16 protein-coding genes are annotated in these 21,643 nt (G+C 67.0%); 14 read left to right on the forward strand and 2 right to left on the reverse strand.

Annotation, left to right across the window (positions count from 1 at the left end; all coding sequences use genetic code 11):
- The first annotated feature begins 2 nt into the window (after window positions 1-2).
- The 5 genes from FFI87_RS08165 to FFI87_RS08185 all read left to right on the forward strand — a co-directional run bounded on the left by FFI87_RS08165 (window position 3) and on the right by FFI87_RS08185 (window position 6,184).
- Entirely contained in the window at window positions 3-1,307 is a 1,305-nt protein-coding gene (locus FFI87_RS08165) for an MFS family transporter (protein WP_138847758.1), read from the forward strand.
- Between the two features lie 397 nt (window positions 1,308-1,704).
- Complete coding sequence (locus FFI87_RS08170) at window positions 1,705-3,594, forward strand: rhomboid family intramembrane serine protease (protein ID WP_249177197.1); 1,890 nt, start codon at window positions 1,705-1,707, stop codon at window positions 3,592-3,594.
- Between the two features lie 180 nt (window positions 3,595-3,774).
- The gene (locus FFI87_RS08175; protein WP_138847756.1) at window positions 3,775-4,590 is read left to right on the forward strand and encodes an ABC transporter substrate-binding protein; all 816 of its coding nucleotides are present in this window, start codon (window positions 3,775-3,777) and stop codon (window positions 4,588-4,590) included.
- Window positions 4,591-4,733: 143 nt separating this feature from the next.
- On the forward strand, window positions 4,734-5,456 hold the full coding sequence (locus FFI87_RS08180) for an amino acid ABC transporter permease (RefSeq protein ID WP_138847755.1): 723 nt from the start codon (window positions 4,734-4,736) through the stop codon (window positions 5,454-5,456).
- A gap of 2 nt (window positions 5,457-5,458) precedes the next feature.
- Window positions 5,459-6,184, forward strand: coding sequence for an amino acid ABC transporter permease (locus FFI87_RS08185; protein ID WP_138847754.1), 726 nt, complete (start codon window positions 5,459-5,461; stop codon window positions 6,182-6,184).
- A 71-nt stretch (window positions 6,185-6,255) separates the two neighbouring features.
- Here the strand turns inward: FFI87_RS08185 and FFI87_RS08190 are convergent, their stop codons facing one another.
- Window positions 6,256-7,533, reverse strand: coding sequence for a M23 family metallopeptidase (locus FFI87_RS08190; protein WP_138847753.1), 1,278 nt, complete (start codon window positions 7,531-7,533; stop codon window positions 6,256-6,258).
- Window positions 7,534-7,863: 330 nt separating this feature from the next.
- Window positions 7,864-8,511, reverse strand: a complete 648-nt coding sequence (locus FFI87_RS08195; protein ID WP_012363840.1) for a TetR family transcriptional regulator — start codon at window positions 8,509-8,511, stop codon at window positions 7,864-7,866.
- A 151-nt stretch (window positions 8,512-8,662) separates the two neighbouring features.
- On the opposite strand from FFI87_RS08195, the gene FFI87_RS08200 reads away from it, so the two are divergent.
- The 9 genes from FFI87_RS08200 to FFI87_RS08240 all read left to right on the forward strand — a co-directional run bounded on the left by FFI87_RS08200 (window position 8,663) and on the right by FFI87_RS08240 (window position 21,599).
- Window positions 8,663-9,850, forward strand: coding sequence for a MexX/AxyX family multidrug efflux RND transporter periplasmic adaptor subunit (locus FFI87_RS08200; protein ID WP_138847752.1), 1,188 nt, complete (start codon window positions 8,663-8,665; stop codon window positions 9,848-9,850).
- 18 nt (window positions 9,851-9,868) lie between these two features.
- A complete protein-coding gene (locus FFI87_RS08205; RefSeq protein WP_138847751.1) occupies window positions 9,869-13,006 on the forward strand; it encodes a multidrug efflux RND transporter permease subunit in 3,138 nt (1,045 codons plus the stop codon).
- The gene (locus tag FFI87_RS08210) at window positions 13,006-14,463 is read left to right on the forward strand and encodes an efflux transporter outer membrane subunit (protein ID WP_138848484.1); all 1,458 of its coding nucleotides are present in this window, start codon (window positions 13,006-13,008) and stop codon (window positions 14,461-14,463) included. The genes FFI87_RS08205 and FFI87_RS08210 overlap by 1 nt, the downstream gene beginning before the upstream one ends.
- An 833-nt stretch (window positions 14,464-15,296) precedes the next feature.
- Window positions 15,297-15,809 carry a fimbrial protein gene (locus FFI87_RS08215; protein ID WP_011656811.1) on the forward strand — a complete coding sequence of 171 codons (513 nt, stop codon included), beginning with the start codon at window positions 15,297-15,299 and terminating at the stop codon, window positions 15,807-15,809.
- Between the two features lie 122 nt (window positions 15,810-15,931).
- The gene (locus tag FFI87_RS08220) at window positions 15,932-18,385 is read left to right on the forward strand and encodes a fimbria/pilus outer membrane usher protein (RefSeq protein ID WP_138847750.1); all 2,454 of its coding nucleotides are present in this window, start codon (window positions 15,932-15,934) and stop codon (window positions 18,383-18,385) included.
- A 15-nt stretch (window positions 18,386-18,400) separates the two neighbouring features.
- A complete protein-coding gene (locus tag FFI87_RS08225; protein WP_138847749.1) occupies window positions 18,401-19,147 on the forward strand; it encodes a molecular chaperone in 747 nt (248 codons plus the stop codon).
- Entirely contained in the window at window positions 19,144-20,166 is a 1,023-nt protein-coding gene (locus FFI87_RS08230) for a fimbrial protein (RefSeq protein WP_138847748.1), read from the forward strand. The genes FFI87_RS08225 and FFI87_RS08230 overlap by 4 nt, the downstream gene beginning before the upstream one ends.
- A gap of 426 nt (window positions 20,167-20,592) precedes the next feature.
- Window positions 20,593-21,261, forward strand: a complete 669-nt coding sequence (locus FFI87_RS08235; RefSeq protein ID WP_012363847.1) for an RNA polymerase factor sigma-70 — start codon at window positions 20,593-20,595, stop codon at window positions 21,259-21,261.
- Window positions 21,262-21,356: 95 nt separating this feature from the next.
- A complete protein-coding gene (locus FFI87_RS08240; RefSeq protein WP_006753776.1) occupies window positions 21,357-21,599 on the forward strand; it encodes an MbtH family protein in 243 nt (80 codons plus the stop codon).
- Window positions 21,600-21,643: the final 44 nt, after the last annotated feature.

Raw genomic sequence — 21,643 nt, forward strand, 5'->3', positions numbered from 1 at the left:
CCATGGACGTCCAGACCGACCAAGCTGCGCTGTCCGCGCATGACACCCGGCGGCGCGTGTTCGCCATCGTCGGCGCCTCATCGGGCAACCTCGTCGAGTGGTTCGACTTCTACATCTACTCATTCTGCGCGCTGTACTTCGCGCCGGCGTTCTTCCCGAGCGGCAACTCGACGACGCAGCTGCTGAACACGGCCGGCGTGTTCGCGGCCGGCTTCCTGATGCGTCCGATCGGCGGCTGGCTGTTCGGCCGCATCGCCGACCGTCACGGCCGCCGCGCGGCGATGATGATCTCCGTGCTGATGATGTGCGGCGGCTCGCTCGTGATCGCGGTCCTGCCGACCTATGCGCAGATCGGTGCGCTCGCACCGGCGCTGCTGCTGGTCGCGCGTTTGTTCCAGGGGCTGTCGGTGGGCGGCGAATACGGCACCAGCGCGACCTACATGAGCGAGGTCGCGCTGAAGGGGCGGCGCGGCTTCTTCGCGTCGTTCCAGTACGTGACGCTGATCGGCGGCCAGCTGTGCGCGCTGCTGGTGCTCGTGATCCTGCAGCAGACGCTGTCGAACGACGAACTGAAGGCGTGGGGCTGGCGCATTCCGTTCGTCTGCGGTGCGGCGGCCGCGCTGATCTCGCTGTACCTGCGCAAATCGCTCGACGAGACGTCGACGAGCGCGTCGCGCGACAAGAAGGACGCGGGCACGATCCGCGGCGTGTGGCAGCACAAGGGCGCATTCTTCACGGTGGTCGGCTTCACGGCCGGCGGCTCGCTGATCTTCTACACGTTCACGACGTACATGCAGAAGTACCTGGTGAACACGGCCGGCATGCATGCGAAGACGGCCAGCAATGTGATGACCGTCGCGCTGCTCGTCTACATGCTGATACAGCCGGTGTTCGGCGCGCTGTCCGACAAGATCGGCCGACGCACGTCGATGATCCTGTTCGGCACGTTCGCGGTGATCGGCACGGTGCCGCTGATGCACACGCTGAAGACAGTGACGAGCCCGACGGCCGCGTTCGTGCTGATCACGATCGCGCTGGCGATCGTCAGCTTCTACACGTCGATCAGCGGCCTCATCAAGGCCGAGATGTTCCCGCCCGAAGTGCGCGCGATGGGCGTCGGCCTGTCGTATGCGGTCGCGAATGCGCTTTTCGGCGGCTCGGCCGAGTACGTCGCGCTGTGGTTCAAGTCGGTCGGCAGCGAGGAAACCTTCTACTGGTACGTGACGGCGCTGTGCGCGGTGTCGCTGATCGTGTCGTGGCGGATGCGCGACCCGAGCAAGGAAGGGTATCTGCGTCACGAGCCGTGATCCGCGGGGCAACCCGGCTGCCGCTTCGAGCGGCTTGAAACAATGGAACGGCGCTCCGCCACGCAGGCGGCGCGCCGTTTTTTCATGGGCGGCACGTTCGCGTCGCCGCGTGCAAGCGCATTGCGCATCCCGCGCCGCGCGATATCGATATCGCAATCGCTTCGTTGTCCGCCGCCGGCGATGCTTTTATTCTGAACCCGTAGTTCGTGTGACACCTCCTTGACTGGGATTCGCGCCCGCTGCGTGCAGCGGGCGTTTTTTTATTCCCGGTTCGCCGACCGGCTTCGTCACACGCTCGTTGCTTGCGGGACGCGAAATATAATGGCGCTCGCGCGGCTCACGCGCGATAACCCATACCAAGATCCCGATGAGAGAACAACATTCTTCCAGGCCGTGGTTGACCATTCTGCTGGCCGTCGTCAATACCGTGATATTCGTGCTGATGTGGCGACAGGCGTCGTACGGTTCGCTATCGAACCCGCTGCTGCTCGACTGGGGCGCGAACTTCGCGCCGTACACGCTCACCGGGCAGCCGTGGCGGCTGCTGACCAGCGCGTTCCTGCACGGCAGCTGGACACATCTCGCGCTGAACATGTACATGCTGGTCGTGCTCGGCATCGTGCTCGAACGCGCGGGCGGCACGCTGCGGTTCGGCGTCGCGTATCTTCTGTCCGCGCTCGGCGGCTCGCTGCTGAGCGCGCTCTGGCATGGTTATCACGAAGTCGGCAGCACCAGCTTCGCGTTCGGCGTCGCGCTGGAGTCCAGCGGGATCCGGCCGGTCGTGAGTGTCGGTGCGTCGGGCGCGCTGATGGGACTGGCGGGCGCGGCCGCGGCATTCGCGCTGCAACGCCGGCGCGACAGCGCAGGCGATGCGCCGGTCGCCATCAACCTCGGCGCGCTCGGGCAGGTGATCGCGATCAACCTGGGCTCGGGCTTCCTCATCTCCGGCATCGATCAGGCCGCGCATCTCGGCGGCGTGGTCGTCGGCTTCATCGTCGGCTGGCTGATGTACGGGGCCGGCCGCTCGATGCGCGTCGCCGTGCCGGTCGTGCTCGCGGTGCTCGGCAGCGCTGCGATGTTGTTCGCCGCGCAGCGGGCCGGCAGCGAGGAACTGCAAGGCTGGCGTGACGCGACCCGCCGCGACGTCGAGCGCGACGCCGCGAAGCGCCACGCGCAACAGCAGGCGGCCGCGATTGCCGAGCAGATCCGCGACGACGAGCAGCACCGTCCGGCGCCCGTGTCGGCCGAGCAGGCGGCAGGCACCGTCGTACCAATCGGCAAGTGGCCATACACGATGGTGCTGGGCGCGTCGGGCAAACGCCTGTACGTGACCGACAACGACCGGAACACGCTCGTCGTCGTCGACGTCGAGCGGCACGAGGTCGTGCGCACGATCGCAGGCGAGCCGTTCGCGACGGGACTCGACGGCTGCCCGGGCAACATGTGCCGCGGCCGCGGCGCGAGCGGCGTGTACGTGAGCCCCGACGAGCGCTACGCGTATGTTGCATCGATGCGCGAGAACGGCCTCGCGCGCATCGACCTGAACAGCGGTGCGATCGTCGATGGCGTGACGCTCGGACGCTTTCCGCGCGCGATCGTCGCGTCCGCGTCCAACGACAGGCTGTACGTGTTGAACAGCGTCGACGACACGATTTCCGTCGTCAGTCTCGCGCACTGGCCGCAGGTCATCGCGACGCTGCCGCTCGGCGATCACGATGCATCGGGTGTCGAGTTCGGCCGTGCGTTGTCGATGTGGCTGTCGCCCGACGGCCGGCGGCTGTATGCGTACGCGATGCAGAAGGGTGCGATCGTCGCGTTCGATACGGCGACGAATGCGCAGGTACAGACCTATCCGGTCGATGCGGATTTCATCCAGGCTCAGCCTGGCGAGAAGGGCGCGGGCATCTGGGTCTACAACAAGTCGTCGGTTCAGTGGCGGGATGCGTCGAGCCTTGCCGTACGCGACAGTTATCCGGTCTGCCAGGAGTCGATGCACAGCTTCGACGGCAGCGGCGACGGTTCGCTGATCGCCGTGACCGGCTATGACGACAAGCCGATGCGCGTGATCAAGACCTCCACGCGCCGCACCGTGGGCGAGTTTCCGGTCGCGGGCGGCGTGTCGCAGGTGATCTTCGCGCCGGATCACAACACGCTGTTCGCGCTCGGCGCAGCGGGCACGCTCTCGTTCCTGCGCATGGACCGTTCGCTCGATTATCTGCAGGACGGCGGTGACGGCGAGTTCCTGTGCGCGGCGTCCGCGGCCGCCACCGACGACGATAGCGAATGACCGCGAGCGCGGGTGCGCGTCATCACGAAACCCGCAGAGCAAAGCACCATTTGTTGGTTCGGAATCGCCGCACGCGCTGATACGTTAGCGGCTTCGCGACGACACACACCGTCGCGATGTTCCTCGAACCGGGCCGCCGCGCGATCCGCGGCGGCCTTCATAACAAATCAGGTCGTGCTCATGAAAATCCACACTCTCGCCACGTGGCTCGTCGGGGCCGCACTCGTCACGGCAGGCACGGTCGCGCACGCGGACCGGCTCGACGACATCAGGAAGGCCGGCGTGCTGCGCGTCGCGACCTTCGACAGCAATCCGCCGTTCGGCTATGTCGACGCCAAGAGCAACCACATCGTCGGTCTCGACGTCGACTATGCGAAGGCGCTGGCCGACAAGCTCGGCGTGAAACTGCAACTGCAACCGACCAACCCCGCGAACCGCATTCCGTTCCTGACCTCCGGCAAGGTCGACCTGGTGCTCGCCAACTTCACGATTACCGACGAGCGCGCGAAGCAGGTCGACTTCAGCATCCCGTACTTCTCGTCGGGCCAGCAGTTTCTCGCGAAGAAGGGCGTGCTGAAATCGGCCGACCAGTTGAACAATCTGCGCGTCGGTGCGGACAAGGGCACGACGAACGAGATCACGCTGCGCGAGAAGTATCCGAAGGCGACGATCGTCGCGTACGACGACACGCCGTTCGCGTTCGCCGCGCTGCGTGCCGGCAACGTGCAGGCGATCACGCAGGACGGCCCGAAGCTGATCGGCCTGCTCGCGAACGTGCCCGACAAGCAGAACTACGAGATCCCCGCTTTCACGATCTCGAACGACTACATGGGCGTCGGTGTGCCGAAGGGCGAGACGCGCCTGCTCGGCTTCGTGAACGACACGCTGAAGGGGCTCGAGGCGAGCGGCCGCGCGGGACAGATCTACGACGCGTGGTTCGGGCCGGCGACGAAGACGCCGCTCACGCGCATCTTCCGGATCGGCGACCGGAGCTGAATTGTGCGGCCGGTGCGCCGCGTGCGCCATCTGCGCCGCGATCCGCCGCCGGCTGTGCCGGTAGGCGCGGGGCGCAGCGCTCTCCACTTGCTTCCGTCTTCTTTCGCATCTTTCGATCGCGCTTCGCGCCCGCACACCACAGCATGCTCGGCTTGGCTCCCAAATATCTGTCCTGGCTCTGGCAGGGCTTCCTGCTCACGCTCGTCCTTGCGGCAGCGTCGGCGCTCGCCGCGACCGTCGGCGGGCTGCTGCTCGCCGTCATGCGGCATGCACGCGGCACGGCAGTGCGCACGGTGGCGGCCGGCTACGTCGTCGCGTTCCGCAACACGCCGCTGCTCGTGCAATTGCTGTTCTGGTACTTCGGCGTCGCGTCGTTGCTGCCCGATACGTGGATCACGTGGCTGAACGCGCGTCATGAACTGAGCGCGGGCCCGCTCACGCTCGCGTGGCCGTCGTTCGAGTTCGTCGCCGGCTGGGTCGGCTTGAGCGCATATACCGCCGCGTTCGTCGCGGAGGAATGCGAAGCCGGGCTGCGCGGCGTGCGCCGTGCGCAACACGACGCGGCCGCGGCGCTCGGCCTCACGCCGATGCAGTCGCTGCGCTACGTGGTGCTGCCGCAGGCCGTGCGCATCGCGTTGCCGCCGCTGTTCGGCCAATACATGAATCTCGTGAAGAACTCGTCGCTCGCGATGGCGATCGGCGTCGCCGAGCTGTCGTATGCGTCGCGGCAGGTCGAGACGGAGACGTTCAAGACCTTTGCCGCGTTCGGTGTCGCGACCGTGCTGTACGTCGCCGCAGTGGCCGCGATCGAGGCCGGCGCCTACGCGGCCACGCAATGGCGCGACCGGCTCGGGGCGGGGCGTTGACGATGGATGTGTCGCTGCTGCTCGACAACCTGCCGTACCTGCTCGTCGGTGCGTTCCCGGACGGCCCGCTCGGCGGCGCCGCGCTGTCGCTCGTGCTGGCGATCGCGTCGGCCGTCGCGTCGGCGGTGCTGGGGGTGGCGCTCGGCGTCGCGATGGCGCTCGCGCGCGGCCCGCTGCGCGTGCTGCTGCTCGCGTTCATCGGCTTCTTTCGCGCGATTCCGGTGCTGATGCTGATCTTCTGGACGTACTTCCTGCTGCCGATGCTGCTGCACGTGGACGTGCCGGGCCTCGCGACGGTCGTGTGTGCGCTGGCGCTGATCGGTGGCGCGTATCTCGCTCATGCGGTGCATGCGGGCATCGCCGCGGCCGGCGACGGGCAGTGGCAGGCCGGGCTGTCGCTTGGGCTCACGCGCTGGCAGACGGTGCGTTACGTGCTGCTGCCGCAGGCGATCCGGATCATGACGCCGTCGTTCGTCAACCAGTGGGTCGCGCTCGTGAAGGACACGTCGCTCGCGTATATCGTGGGCGTGCCGGAACTGTCGTTCGTTGCGACGCAGGTGAACAACCGGCTGATGGTGTATCCGGCGCCGATCTTCCTGTTCGTCGCGGCGCTTTACCTGGTGCTGTGCACGTCGCTCGACGGCGCGGCACGCTGGCTGCTGTTACGTCGCCCGCGTGCGGCGCGCATCGCGCAGGCCGCGGCCGAACGCACGGAACCCGTGCGGTGACGGTGGGCCGCGTCGCCGCTGCGGCGAGCGGCCAGCGGCGACGGGCGTGACGGTGCTTCGCAGCGTCGGCGTCAGGACGCGCTGTAGTGCGTGTTGAAGACCGCGCGCAGCGTCGACGAGTCGGTCGCGAAGTCGCCCCACAGCGGGCCGTCGTTTTGCGCGAACGCGAACGGCGACGTCTTGATCGACGCGAGGCGGAAGCGCCATTGCGCGGCTTCCTGACGGAACGCGGTGCGCTGCATGTCGGACAGCCCCGTCTGCGCGTTCGCGAGCGCGACGAGCGGATCGACCGGATCGTTCGCGACGCGCACCTCGAAGTGCAGGTGCGGGCCGGTGGCCGCGCCGGTCATGCCGACCGAGCCGATGCGCTGGCCTTGCTTCACGGTTTCGCCCGTCTTCAGCCCGCGCGCATATGCGGACAGATGGGCGTAGTAGGTCGAATAGCCGTCCGCGTGATCGACGATCACGTAGCGGCCGTAGCCGTCCGGATCGGTGCCGACGAACGACACGATGCCATCGGCCGCCGCGTTGACGGGCGTGCCGGACGGCGCGGCGAGATCGACGCCCGTATGGAACGCCATCGCCTGCGACAGCGGGTGCACGCGTTCGCCGAAGAACGAGCTGATGCGCGTCCACTTGACGGGCATCGTGAACGCGGCCGCCTCGAGCGGTGCGCCGTCGAGCGTGTAGTACGCGCCGTGGTCGGCGCCCGGTGCGCGGAACCAGATCGCACCGAACGTGCGGCCCGCGACGCGCAGCTCGAGCGCGGTGAGGTGCGGCGTGCCGTTGTTCGTGTCATACGCGATGCGGTAGTAGTCGCCGCGCTGCGCGCTGGCGCGCAGCGCGACCTTGCCGGTGACGAGATCGCCGAGCTGGATGCGCACCTCGGGCGGCACGTCGAGGCGGTTCAGCGTATCGGACAGCGTGAGCTCGATGTCGCCGGCACGCGTCCCGTGCTGGGTTTCGGGCGCCGCGAACTGGAACAGGCTCGCATAGCCGAGCATGTCGTTGCGGTGCGCGCTGAGCGGCGCGAACAGGCCCGGCTGCGGGCTGCGGTCGCCGTGTTCGTCGAGTTCGCTGCGCTCGCCCAGCGTGCGCGCGAGCTCGCTCGTCACGAAATGCTGCGCGGTCGGAAACGGCGTGTCGGACAGCACGCGCTGCGGCAGCGCGGCCGTGCCCGAATCGACGGCGCCCGGCAGTTGCGAGACGGCGGGCAGCGCGGCGGCGAGACCGAAGGCGGCGAGGGCGCCGAGCACGGCGGCCGGCACGAGCGCGCGCACGAGGCGCTGCGCGCGCCCGGGCGCGAAAGCATCAGGAATTGCGGCAGGCTTGACCAAAAGTGTCCACATCCAGGAAAACGGTTCAAAGAGGTGTGGGCAGGAGCCATCGGCGGCACATCCGTCGGGTGACGACGGCGGCGGGCGACGGGCGTGCAACAAAACAGGCCCCGCCAGGGGCCTGTGTCGTTTCCGTTCGACCCAACTCGCGGGGGTGCCCGCTTCGAACGGCGGCGTGAGCTTTCCGGGTCGAACCCGGATTATCACGAAGACGCTAAAGAAAGATGACAGCGTCAGTCTACCGATGTTCCGCGAAATGTTAAAAATTTTAAAGAGGGTCAGCGTATTCGTTTCGCACTGCGGTAAATCGGGTTAAATCAGCATTTATTGCGCGGCTTTTCGTCAGGCAGGCAATTTTTGCGCGCGCACGCGCAGTGCGCCGGAGGTCCTGACCGCGTCGAAACCGGCGTCGAGCATCGCCTCCGCGTCGTTCCACAGATTGCCGCGCAGGCGGTTGGTCCAGATCATCGACGCGAACACGCCTTCGAGCAGCGACACGAGGTGGACAGCCGCCAGGTGCACGTCGAGATCGGCGGCGATTTCGCCGGCCGCGATCGCACGGCGCAGCAACGCCTTCGTGATGCGCAGCATCTGCAGCTCGAGCAGCATGCGGCGCCGCTGCAGCGCGCCGTTCTCCTCGCTCTGCTCGCACTTCGTATAGAGGATCACCAGCACGCGCTGCATCGAGCCCGGCTCCCCGCATTGCTGCAGGTAGTGCGACGCCGCGCGGCGCAGCGTGGCGAACGCGGGCAGGCTGTCGACCGCGTCGAAGCCTTCCGAGGTTCGCGCGAACGCGCGGTCGCACAGCGCGAGACACACTTCCATCTTGTTGCGGTAGTGGCCGTAGACGGCGCCCCGCGACATCCCGGCGGCCTCGGCGAGGTCCGCCATCGCGGTTTGCGCGACGCCTTTTTCGAGCAGGACGAGCTCGGCGGCGTCGAGGATCCGGTGCTTGATGGCGAGCGATTCTTCCCGGGTCTTGCGGGCCATGGCGTGAATTTCCTTACAGTTCGCTGTCGCTTTATTGAGACAGTGTGGCGGTTGCAGGGCAACCGGATGTATTTAATCAGTCATGACTGATTATAATCGGCCACCCTGAGCCGCCGCATTGTATCGGCGGCGAACGTTTCCGAGGTCACACATGAATAACAAACGCTCCCTCGCGCGCCGCCTCCGGCTGGCGCCCGTCGCGCTCGCGGCCATGCTGGCCGTGGCCGGATGCGGAAAGGGCGACAAGGACAAGGCGCCGGAGGCGATTCAGAACGCGACGGTCGTGACGGTGCGTCCGACGGCCGTGCCGATGACCGTCGAATTGCCGGGCCGGCTCGACGCGTATCGGCAAGCGCAGGTGCGCGCACGGGTCGCGGGCATCGTCACCGCGCGGACTTACGAGGAAGGCCAGGAAGTGAAGCAGGGCGCGGTGCTGTTCCGCATCGATCCGGCGCCGCTGAAGGCCGCGCGCGATGCCGCGCAGGGTGCGCTCGCGAAGGCGCAGGCCGCCGCGCTCGCGGCGAGCGACAAGCGCCGCCGTTACGACGACCTGGTGCGCGACCGCGCGGTCAGCGAGCGCGATCACACCGAGGCCGTCGCCGACGACACGCGCGCGAAGGCCGACGTCGCGTCCGCGAAGGCCGAGCTCGCGCGCGCGCAGCTGCAGCTCGACTATGCGACCGTCACCGCGCCGATTGCGGGCCGCGCACGACGCGCGCTCGTCACCGAGGGCGCGCTCGTCGGCCAGGACCAGGCAACGCCGCTCACGACCGTCGAGCAGCTCGATCCGATCTACGTGAATTTCTCGCAGCCGGCGGCCGACGTCGACGCGTTGCGTCGCGCGGTGAAGAGCGGGCACGCGACGGGGATCGCGCAGCACGACGTCACGGTGACGCTGCGGCGCGCCGACGGCACCGCGTATCCGCTGAAGGGCAAGCTGCTGTTCAGCGATCTCGCGGTCGATCCGACCACCGATACCGTCGCGATGCGCGCGCTGTTCCCCAACCCCGAGCGCGAGCTGCTGCCCGGCGCGTATGTGCGGATCGCGCTCGATGCGGCCGTCGACCAGCGGGCGATCCTCGTGCCGCGCGATGCGCTGCTGCGCACCGCCGAGCGCACGTCGGTGCGCGTGGTCGGCACGAATGGCAAGGTGAAGGACGTCGAGGTCGTCGCCGACCAGATGAGCGGACGCGACTGGCGCATCACGCGGGGCCTGTCGGGCGGCGAGCGCGTGATCGTCGACAACGCCGCGCAGTTCGCGCCCGATACCGCCGTCAAGCCCGTCGAGCAGGCATCGCCGACGAAGGCCGCGTCAGCCGCGGCCGCCCGTCAAACCTGACCGGTTCAATAGATCAACATGGCACGTTTCTTCATCGATCGCCCCGTCTTCGCGTGGGTGATCGCACTCTTCATCATGCTCGGCGGCGCGTTCGCGATCCGCGCGCTGCCCGTCGCGCAATATCCGGACATCGCGCCGCCCGTCGTCAGCATCTATGCGACGTATCCGGGCGCGTCCGCGCAGGTCGTCGAGGAATCGGTGACCGCGCTGATCGAGCGCGAAATGAACGGCGCGCCGGGGCTGCTGTATACGTCCGCGACGAGCAGCGCCGGGGCCGCGTCGCTGTACCTGACGTTCAAGCAGGGCGTCAACGCCGATCTCGCGGCCGTCGAAGTGCAGAACCGGCTGAAGACGGTCGAGGCGCGGCTGCCCGAACCGGTGCGGCGCGACGGCATCCAGGTCGAGAAGGCCGCGGACAACATCCAGCTCGTCGTGTCGCTGACGTCGGACGACGGCCGGATGACCGCCGTGCAGCTCGGCGAATACGCGTCGGCGAACGTCGTGCAGGCGCTGCGCCGCGTCGACGGCGTCGGCAAGGTGCAGTTCTGGGGCGCCGAATATGCGATGCGGATCTGGCCCGACCCGGTGAAGCTGGCCGGTCACGGCCTCACCGCGTCGGACATCGCGTCGGCCGTGCGCGCGCACAACGCGCGCGTGACGGTGGGCGACATCGGCCGCAGCGCGGTGCCGGACAGCGCACCGATCGCGGCGACCGTGTTCGCCGATGCGCCGCTGAAGACGCCGGCCGATTTCGGCGCGATCGCGCTGCGCACGCAGCCGGACGGCTCCGCGCTCCACCTGCGCGACGTCGCGCGCATCGAGTTCGGCGGCAACGACTACAACTATCCGTCGTACGTGAACGGCAAGGTCGCGACCGGCATGGGCATCAAGCTCGCGCCGGGCTCGAACGCGGTGGCGACCGAGAAGCGCGTGCGCGCGACGATGGACGAGCTGTCCGCGTATTTCCCGCCGGGCGTGAAATACCAGATCCCGTACGAGACGTCGTCGTTCGTGCGCGTGTCGATGAACAAGGTCGTCACGACGCTGATCGAGGCCGGCGTGCTGGTGTTCCTCGTGATGTTCCTGTTCATGCAGAACCTGCGCGCGACGCTGATCCCGACGCTCGTCGTGCCGGTCGCGCTCGCGGGCACGTTCGGCGTGATGTACGCGGCCGGCTTCTCGATCAACGTGCTGACGATGTTCGGGATGGTGCTCGCGATAGGCATCCTCGTCGACGATGCGATCGTCGTCGTCGAGAACGTCGAGCGGCTGATGGTCGAGGAGGGGCTCGCGCCCTACGACGCGACCGTCAAGGCGATGCGGCAGATCAGCGGCGCGATCGTCGGGATCACCGTGGTGCTGACGTCGGTATTCGTGCCGATGGCGTTCTTCGGCGGCGCGGTGGGCAACATCTACCGGCAGTTCGCGCTGTCGCTCGCGGTGTCGATCGGCTTCTCGGCGTTTCTCGCGCTGTCGCTCACGCCCGCGCTGTGCGCGACGCTGCTCAAGCCGGTGTCCGGCGACCATCACGAGAAGCGCGGCTTCTTCGGCTGGTTCAACGGCTTCGTCGCGCGCTCGACGCAGCGTTATGCGACGCGCGTCGGCGCGATGCTGAAGAAGCCGCTGCGCTGGCTGGTCGTGTACGGCGCGCTGACCGCGGCCGCGGCGCTGATGCTCACGCAACTGCCGAGCGCGTTCCTGCCCGACGAGGACCAGGGCAACTTCATGGTGATGGTGATCCGGCCGCAGGGCACGCCGCTCGCGGAAACGATGCAGAGCGTGCGCGAGGTCGAATCGTATATTCGCCGCGATGAGCCGGCCGCGTACACGTTCGCACTCGGCGGCTTCAACCTGTACGGCGAAGGGCCGAACGGCGGGATGATCTTCGTCACGCTGAAGAACTGGAAGGAGCGCAAGGCCGAGCGCGATCACGTGCAGGCGATCGTCGCGCGCATCAACGAGCGCTTCGCGGGCACGGCGAACACCACGGTGTTTGCGATGAACTCGCCGGCGCTGCCCGATCTCGGCTCGACGAGCGGCTTCGACTTCCGGCTGCAGAACCGCGGCGGGCTCGACTACGCCGCGTTCAGCGCCGCGCGCGAGCAACTGCTCGCGGCGAGCGGCAAGGATCCGGCGCTCACCGACGTGATGTTCGCGGGCACGCAGGACGCGCCGCAGCTGAAGCTCGACATCGATCGCGCGAAGGCGTCGGCGCTCGGCGTGTCGATGGACGAGATCAACACGACGCTCGCGGTGATGTTCGGCTCCGACTATATCGGCGACTTCATGCACGGCACGCAGGTGCGTCGCGTGATCGTGCAGGCCGACGGGCTGCACCGGCTCGATCCGGCCGACGTGCAGAAGCTGCGCGTGCGCAACGCGGGCGGCGAGATGGTGCCGCTCGCGGCGTTCGCGACGCTGCACTGGACGCTCGGGCCGCCGCAGCTCACGCGCTACAACGGTTATCCGTCGTTCACGATCAACGGCTCGGCCGCGCCCGGCCACAGCAGCGGCGAAGCGATGGCCGCGATCGAACGGATCGCCGCGAAGCTGCCGGCCGGCATCGGCCACGCGTGGTCGGGGCAGTCGTTCGAGGAGCGGTTGTCGGGCGCGCAGGCGCCGATGCTGTTCGCGCTGTCGGTGCTCGTCGTGTTCCTCGCGCTCGCGGCGCTGTACGAGAGCTGGTCGATCCCGTTCGCGGTGATGCTGGTCGTCCCGCTCGGCGTGATCGGCGCGGTGCTCGGCGTCACGCTGCGCGCGATGCCGAACGACATTTATTTCAAGGTGGGGCTGATCGCGACGATCGGGTTGTCCGCGAAGAACGCGATCCTGATCGTCGAGGTCGCGAAGGACCTGGTCGCGCAGCGCATGTCGCTCGTCGACGCCGCGCTCGAGGCCGCACGCCTGCGGCTGCGGCCGATCGTGATGACGTCGCTCGCGTTCGGCGTCGGCGTGCTGCCGCTCGCGTTCGCGTCGGGCGCCGCGTCCGGCGCGCAGATGGCGATCGGCACCGGCGTGCTCGGCGGCATGATCACGGCGACGGTGCTCGCGGTGTTTCTCGTCCCGCTGTTTTTCGTGATCGTCGGCCGCCTGTTCGACGTCGGCCCGCGCCGGCGCGGCGGCGCGCAGCCGGCGACGATGGAGGGTTCGCAGTGATGTTTGCATTGAATGCATGGGCCGAACCGAGGCTTCAGCTCGCGTTGGCCGCGGCGCTCGCGCTCGCGGGCTGCTCGCTCGCGCCGCGTTACGAGCGGCCGGTGGCGCCGGTGCCGGCCAGCTATGCGACGGTCGATGGCGACACGCAGCAGGGTGCCGGGCCGGCTTCGACGGCCGACGCCGCGCTGCTCGACGACTGGCGCGCGTATTTCACCGATTCGGCGCTGCAGGCGTGGATCGATGCCGCGCTCGCCAACAATCGCGACCTGCGGATCGCGGCCGGCCGGCTCGACGAAGCGCGCGCGCTGTACGGCGTGCAGCGCGCGGACCTGATGCCGTCGGTCGACGCGAATCTCGGCTACGAACGCACGCGCCAGTACGATCCGGTCGTGCGCGAGAGCGCGGTGAGCGGGCTGTATCGCGCGGGCGTCGGCGTCAGTGCGTACGAGCTCGACCTGTTCGGCCGCGTGCGTAGCCTGTCGGATGCGGCGCTCGCCGAGTATTTCGCGACGGCCGACGCGCAGCGCACGGTGCGCATCGGCGTGATTGCCGAAGTCGCGGGGGCGTACGTGTCGGAGCGATCGTTGCGCGAGCAACTGGCGCTGGCCCAGCGCACGCTCGACGCGCGCGAGCGCATCGCCGCGCTCACGCAGCGCCGCTACGCGGCCGGCACGAGCGACGCGATCGAACTGCGCTCGGCCGAGATGCTGGTCGCGTCCTCGCGCGCATCGCAGGCCGCGCTGCAGCGCGAGCATGCGCAATCGGTGCGCGCGCTGCAATTGCTCGCCGGCGATTTCGCACGCAGCGTGCCCGCCGACGGCACCGCGCTCGACACGCTCGCGATCGCGCCGGTGGCGCCCGGCGCGCCGAGCGCGCTGCTCGAACGGCGGCCCGACATCCGGCAGGCCGAGTCGCGGCTCAAGGCCGCGAACGCGCAGATCGGCGCGGCGCGCGCGGCATTCTTCCCGCGCGTCGCGCTGACCACCGACTACGGCTCGGTCAGCGATGCGTTCTCGAGCCTGTTCGCGGCCGGAACGAGCGTGTGGACGTTCGCGCCGCGCATCACGCTGCCGATTTTCGCGGGCGGTCGCAATCGCGCGAATCTCGACGTCGCGAATGCGCGCAAGCACATCGCGGTCGCCGAGTACGAGAAGACCGTGCAGACCGCGTTCCGCGAAGTGGCCGATGCGTTCGCCGCGCGCGACTGGATCGATCGCCAGCTCGCCGCGCAGCAGGACGTCTACGCGGCCGACGGCGCGCGGCTGAAACTCGCGGAGCGCCGGTATGCGGGCGGCGTCGCGACGTATCTCGAACTGCTCGACGCGCAGCGCAGCACGTACGAGTCCGGACACGAGCTGATCCGGCTCAAGGCGCTGCGGCTCGCGAATGCGATCGCGCTGTATCGCGCGCTCGGCGGCGGCTGGGCGCCGGCCACCGCTGGCGAAGCCGCCGCGTGATGTCTTGAGCGGGGCCGGCCAGGTGGCGGCGGCGCATCGCGATGCGTCGCCGCTGCCGCGGTCGGTGTCGCTGCTGTCGGGTTTCCGGCCATGATCGACGATACGTGCATGCGCGCTTCGTCGACTCCGTTTTTCCTCCACGCAGTCGGGTTGTAGGGCCGCCTTCCACTCGACTCGCATCCCGGCGACCGATCGCGTCGCCGCCGGCCTCCGATCGTGCCGGACTTCCTCTTATTCCGACTCCATCCAGTGCCGCGGATGTCCTTTGGGCGCGCACGGCTTTACACGCCGCTTTAATCACGGGTTGACGATTCGATTAATTCTCGCATTGCGCACAATAAGGAGCGACAAAGTGTCGCGGTAAAACGTTTGTGCGAATTTCGCAATCGTTTGCGTGAAAGTTTCGCAGCGTTGAATATCGCCCGTTAATTTCCCGTCAGTTGAAAATCATCGAATGCTTTCGTTGCGATCGGACAACGATGGCGGGATAGGGCAGAGTTTTGTCATTTCGTACCGGGTATCTCGAAAGTCCATGTCCAGCAAGGAGAAGCGAGGCTCACTCAAACCTGAAAGGGAAATGTCTTTAATTTTCAGTCGGTTCCGTAAAATAAAAAAGGACTGCGGACGAAAATATCGGAATTGACGGCCGGCAGAAAGGATTGGGTTTTGAATCCCATAAAACGAAGATTGTCATTGAGATTTGACAATGATTTACAAAACCCCTTCACTCTTATCTCGATAATGCCGCCTCGTGACGGACGGGAGCCAACCACATGCTGCCTTTTGTATCCGCCACGTCGTCCATTCCCTTTGCAATTCTCACGGAAAACGTCATGAAAAAATCCCTCCTGAGCGCGGTCGCACTCGCAGCCCTGTCCACCTCGGCCTTCGCAGCGGGCACCGGCACGATCAACTTCACGGGCGAGATCGTCGCGGGCGCATGCGGCATCGATTCGAACTCCGTCAACCAGACCGTGCAGCTCGGCAAGGTGCCGACCAACAAGTTCAAGCAAGCTGGCGACAAGTCGGACGCGGTGTCGTTCGACATCAAGCTGACCGACTGCGACACCAGCATCGCGCAGAACGCGTACTTCACGTTCACGGGCACGTCGAGCGCGGGTCAGCCGAAGCTGCTCGCGACGATCGGTTCGGCAACCAATGTGGGCATCCGCCTGCAGTCCGCATCGGGCGAATACCTCGACAACGGCGCCGAACAGAAGGCGCCGACCCTGCTGCAAAACGGCACCAACATCGCGCGCTTCGCGGCGATGTACGAAGCCACGGCCGCCGGCGTGACGCCGGGTACGGCCGACGGCGTCGCGAACTTCACGGTCCGCTACCAGTAAGCGGCCGTAGCGGAGAAGGGGTGTGCGCACCCTTTCTCCGTATTCCTTGCCTTCACGTCTCTACTTCCCCGGATTTCCGGTAGCGCCGCGTGCGAATCAGACATTCCTTCCTTTGCGTCTGCGTGCTGGTCGTCGTCAGCCCGAGCCATGCGACGGAATTCAATTCGTCGTTCCTCGACATCGACGGCACCAGCAATGTCGACCTGTCGCAGTTCTCGCAGCCCGACTTCACGCTGCCGGGCGAGTACATGCTCGATGTGCAGGTCAACGACCTGTTCTACGGGCTGCAGGCGATCCAGTTCATCGCGCTCGACGCATCCGGCGCGGGCAAGCCGTGCCTGCCGCCGGAACTCGTCGCGCGGTTCGGGCTGAAACCGTCGCTCGCGAAGGACCTGCCGCGCTTGCAGGGCGGACGTTGCGTCGATCTCGGCGCGATCGAGGGCACGACCGTCCGTTACCTGAAGAGCGACGGACGGCTGAAGATCACGATTCCTCAGGCCGCGCTCGAATTCACCGATTCGACTTATCTGCCGCCGTCGAGCTGGTCCGACGGGATTGCGGGCGCGATGCTCGACTATCGCGTGATCGCGAACACGAACCGCAACTTCGGTTCGGGCGGCGGACAGACGAATTCGATCCAGGCCTACGGAACGATCGGCGCGAACTGGGATGCATGGCGCTTTCGCGGCGACTACCAGGCGCAGTCGAACGTGGGCAACACGGCGTACGCGGACCGCACGTTCCGCTTCAGCCGGCTTTACGCGTTTCGCGCGCTGCCGTCGATCCAGTCGACGGTGACGTTCGGCGACGACTACCTCAGCTCGGACATTTTCGACACGTTCGCGCTGACGGGTGCGTCGATCCGCAGCGACGATCGGATGCTGCCGCCTTCGCTGCGCGGCTATGCGCCGCTGATCTCGGGCGTCGCGCGCACCAACGCGACCGTGACCGTGTCCCAGGCGGGACGCGTGCTGTACGTGACACGCGTGTCGCCGGGCGCGTTCGCGCTGCAGAACATCAACACGAGCGTGCAGGGTACGCTCGACGTCACGGTCGATGAGGAAGACGGCAGCGTGCAGCGCTTCCAGGTAACGACGGCCGCCGTGCCGTTCCTCGCGCGTACCGGACAACTGCGCTACAAGGCCGCGGTCGGCAAGCCGCGGCAGTTCGGCGGTGCCGGCATCACGCCGTTCTTCGGGTTCGGCGAGGCCGCGTACGGGCTGCCGTTCGACATCACGCTGTACGGCGGCTTCATCGCCGCGTCGGGCTATACGTCGATCGCACTGGGCGTCGGCCGCGATTTCGGCACGTTCGGCGCGGTATCGGCCGATGTCACGCATGCGCGTGCGCACCTGTGGTGGAACGGCGCGACGCGCAACGGCAACTCGTATCGCATCAATTATTCGAAGCACTTCGACGGGCTCGACGCGGACGTGCGCTTCTTCGGCTATCGCTTCTCCGAACGCGAGTACACCAACTTCGCGCAGTTCTCGGGCGACCCGACCGCATACGGCCTCGTCAACAGCAAGCAACGCTACTCGGCGACGATGTCCAAGCGCGTCGGCGACACGTCGACCTATTTCTCGTACGACCAGACGACCTACTGGGCTCGCGCGTCGGAGCAGCGCGTCGGCCTCACGCTCACGCGCGCATTCTCGATCGGCGCATTGCGCAACCTGAACGTCAGCGTGTCGGCGTTCCGCACGCAAAGCGCGGGCGCGAGCGGCAACCAGTTCTCGGTGACCGCGACGCTGCCGATCGGCGGCCGCCACACCGTCACGTCGAACCTGACGACGGGCAGCGGCAGCACAAGCATGAACGCGGGCTACATCTACGACGATCCGGCCGGCCGCACGTACCAGATCAACGCGGGCGCGACCGACGGCCGCGCGTCGGCGAACGCGAGCTTCCGCCAGCGCACGTCGACCTACCAGCTGAGCGCGCAGGCGTCGACGCTCGCCAACGCGTACGCGGCCGCGTCGCTCGAAGTCGACGGCTCGCTCGTCGCGACGCAGTACGGCGTGTCGGCGCATGCGAACGGCAACGCGGGCGATACGCGGCTGCTGGTCTCGACCGACGGCGTGCCCGACGTGCCGCTGTCCGGCACGCTCACGCATACCGACTCGCGCGGCTACGCGGTGCTCGACGGGATCTCGCCGTACAACGTGTACGACGCGACCGTCAACGTCGAGAAGCTGCCGCTCGAGGTGCAGGTATCGAACCCGATCCAGCGCATGGTGCTGACCGACGGCGCGATCGGTTTCGTGAAGTTCTCCGCCGCGCGCGGCAGCAATCTGTACTTGACGCTGACCGATGCGGCCGGCAAGCCGCTGCCGTTCGGCGCATCCGTGCAGGACGCAGCGAACGGCAAGGAGCTCGGCATCGTCGGCGAAGCCGGCGCCGCGTTCCTGACCCAGGTGCAGCCGAAATCCGCGCTGGTGGTGCGGGCAGGCGAACGCACGCTGTGCGCGATCAATGCATTGCCGAACCAGCTTCAACTCGAAGGCACGCCGATTCCGGTGACGTGCCAGCCGCCCGGCGAGTCGCATGCAGCGGCCGCACGGGTCGACCGATGATTTCACGGATCCCGCATGAACCCTGTTTTCTCTCTTTTCTTCCCGCGCCGCGCGGCGTGCATGCTGGCCGTGGCCAGCGCGCTGCTCGCCGGCGCCGCGCACGCGGCGATCGTGCCGGACCGCACGCGCGTGATCTTCAACGAAGGCGAACCTGCCGCGATCGTCACGATCACCAACAAGAGCACGACCTATCCGTATCTCGTGCAGTCGTGGCTCGAGGACACGCGCGGCAACAAGATCACGTCGCCGCTGATGGTCGTGCCGCCGCTGCAGCGCGTCGAGGCGAACGAGCGCAACGTGCTGCGCATCGCGAAGCTGCCCGGCGCCGCACTGCCGGCCGATCGCGAATCGGTGTTCTATCTGAACATCCGCGAAGTGCCGCCGAAGACCGATACGCCGAACACGCTGCAGATCGCGCTGCATACGCAGATGAAGCTGTTCTACCGGCCGAAGGGCGTGCAGCCCGCACGTGACGAGGACTGGACGCTGCCGATGACGCTGCGCGTCGACGCGGCCGCGCACCGGCTCGTGCTCGACAATCCGACGCCGTACCACGTGACGGTGGTCGACGTGACGGCGGGCGCGCAGAAGACGCCGGTGCCGATCGAGCCCGTGATGGTGGACCCGATGAGCACGGCCGACGTGCCGTTCAAGGCCGCGACGCCGTCGACGCTGTTCATCACGCATATCGACGATTACGGCGGCCAGGTGGCGGTCGAATATGCGTGTGATGCGGGCGCTTGCAAGAGCGTGAAGCGATGAGCGGCGCCACGCGTGAACGGCACATGCCGGCGGCATGGTTGCGCTGGATCGTGCTCGCATTGTTCGTTGTGGCGGCGCAGCCCGCGTGGGCGTTGCGGTGCCTGACCAACAGCGGCGCGACTTCGCTGACCGAGCCGATCGGCGGCGTGGCGTCGTATCCGACCGACGCGCCGGATGGCTACGTGATCTGGGTTTCTCCGGTGCGCACGACGACGGGGTATTGCTACAAGGATCTCGGTGACGCGGGCAGCCTGAGAGTCGTCGACAACATCTATTTCTACGCGAACCCGAATCGCACGGACCCGGCCGCGTGGGGGCTCGAGATCGGCATCCGCTACCGCGGCATCGACTATTTCGACAAGACGAGCAATCGCGGCGGCGGCGTGTTTACCGGCTATTCGGTGCCGCCGTGCAGCCGGTACGATTTCGACCGCGGGCGTTGCCAGCAGACCCGCATCAGCATCGACTATCAGGTCGTCGTGCGCAAGAAGGGCAACTGGGTCCAGCCGCCGAGCGATATCTACACGGTCTTCCAGTTCGACGGCGAGTTCGGGCTGAATGCGTACAGCCCGAGCTTCCAGTACCGATTGAGCGGCCTGCGCAACCTCAAGCCGACGCCGTGTTTCGTCGACGTGCTCGTCACGCCCGAACCGGGCGTCGTCAATTTCGGGCAGGTGCAGGCGGCCGGTAACGGCTTCATGCCGGCGGTGCCGCGCAAGCGGTTCTCGTTGTCATTGACCAAGAAATGCAACGTCGCGGTGCGGGTCGACGGGTATTTCGAAACGAGCTTTCCGGTGCAGAACGGCTTGCTGGTGCCGGCGAAGGACAGCAATTTCGGTATCGGCATCGAGGACAGCCAGGGCAAGGCCATTCCGTTCAATCAGCAGTTCACGCTGGCGCAGTTCGCGTCCAACGTGATGAATCAAAGCGTGTTGATGGACGCGGTGCTGAAATCGTTCGGCCCGCCGAAGCTCGGGCGATTCGATGCGACCGCAACGATCCGGTTGTTCATCTACTGACGTGCGGATGCGCTGCGGCGATGGCCGGCCCGCACTCTGAATCGGCAAGTCGACCGTACGACCCCAAAATTTCGCGGGTAATAAATCTGCGACGGCAAATGATGGCCGTATGCTCGTCGTTAGAATCATGAAAGCTTGTGCCGGCACCATGCGGGCGCGGCGCGTCGGGTGAACGCACCGTGAACCCGACGCAGCGGCGCTCGCAGAAAGGATTCGGGCCGTTTTTGGCATTGGGCATCTTTCCTTTCATGTGGAAAGCTATCTGAATGCCGCAGCCTCCATGGCTCCGGCCCATCCTCCAAAGCACCGATTCCCACAATTGATCAGACAAATCCCGACAAGCGGAAGGGGCATTCGGTAATCGCATTGAGAATGATTTGCGTTTACGTTAAATTGCCCTATCTCGGAATTCGACGGAGCAGATCGATGGCAATGGCGGAAGTGCTCGAACGCCCGGCAGCGGCAATGGCGAACCCGTTCCTCGGCAGTTATCCGGACCTGCCGTCGCGCCTCGCGCCGCGTGCGCGTCGCGCCAAGGAACCGCGTGCGCAGGGCGCGCTGCTCGACGTGCTGATTGCCCATCGCGCGATGCTCGTCAACGTTGCGCGCGGCTTCGTCGGCTGCGCGAGCCGCGCCGAGGACGTCGTCCACGACGTATTCGTGAAGCTCGTCGAATTCCCGAACCAGGACGCGGTGCGCCAGCCGGTCGCGTACGTGACGCGGATGGTGCGCAACGCATCGATCGACGCGTGCCGCCGGCAAAGCCTCGAGAACGTCTATCACACGGAAGAGGACGACGGCTTCGACGTGCCGTCGCCGGAACCGACACCCGAGGCCGCGCTGATGACGCGCGACACGCTGCGCCGCGTGTGGGCCGCGCTCGACGATCTGCCGGCACGCAGCCGGGCCGCGTTCGAGATGGTGCGGCTGCGCGAGGAGACGCTGCAAACCGCGGCGCGCGCGTTGAACGTGTCGCAGACGCTGGTGCATTTCATGGTGCGCGACGCGGAGCGGCACTGCGCGGAGTGTCTCGACGCGTGCCATCGCGGTGTCGCGTGTCCGGTGTTTCTCGGCGGTCGCGCGCGGCGCCGGTAAAAAATCGCGCCGGCCAATCGTCTTCAAGACAGGAGCGGCCGATTCGACAGTTCGCCGCTTCGCTTCCTTCAACCGTCTCCCGCTTTTTTCCGATCATGACGCAAGCCACGACGCCTTCCGCCGACACCGACGACCTGGTTTACACGGTCGTCATCAACGACGAAGAACAGTATTCGATCTGGCCGACGTTCCGGCCCGTGCCGGCCGGTTGGCGCGAGGTCGGCGTGCGCGGCCCGAAGGCCGACTGCCTCGCGCACATCGAGACGGTCTGGACCGACATGCGACCCGCGAGCCTGCGCCGCGCGATGGACGGCGAGCGCGCGACGCGCGCGTCGTGACCCGTTGCGCCGCGCTTGGCGGCGCGCCACCTGAAGAGGACGTT

This window comes from Burkholderia sp. KBS0801, assembly GCF_005937855.2.
Lineage (GTDB): Bacteria > Pseudomonadota > Gammaproteobacteria > Burkholderiales > Burkholderiaceae > Burkholderia > Burkholderia ambifaria.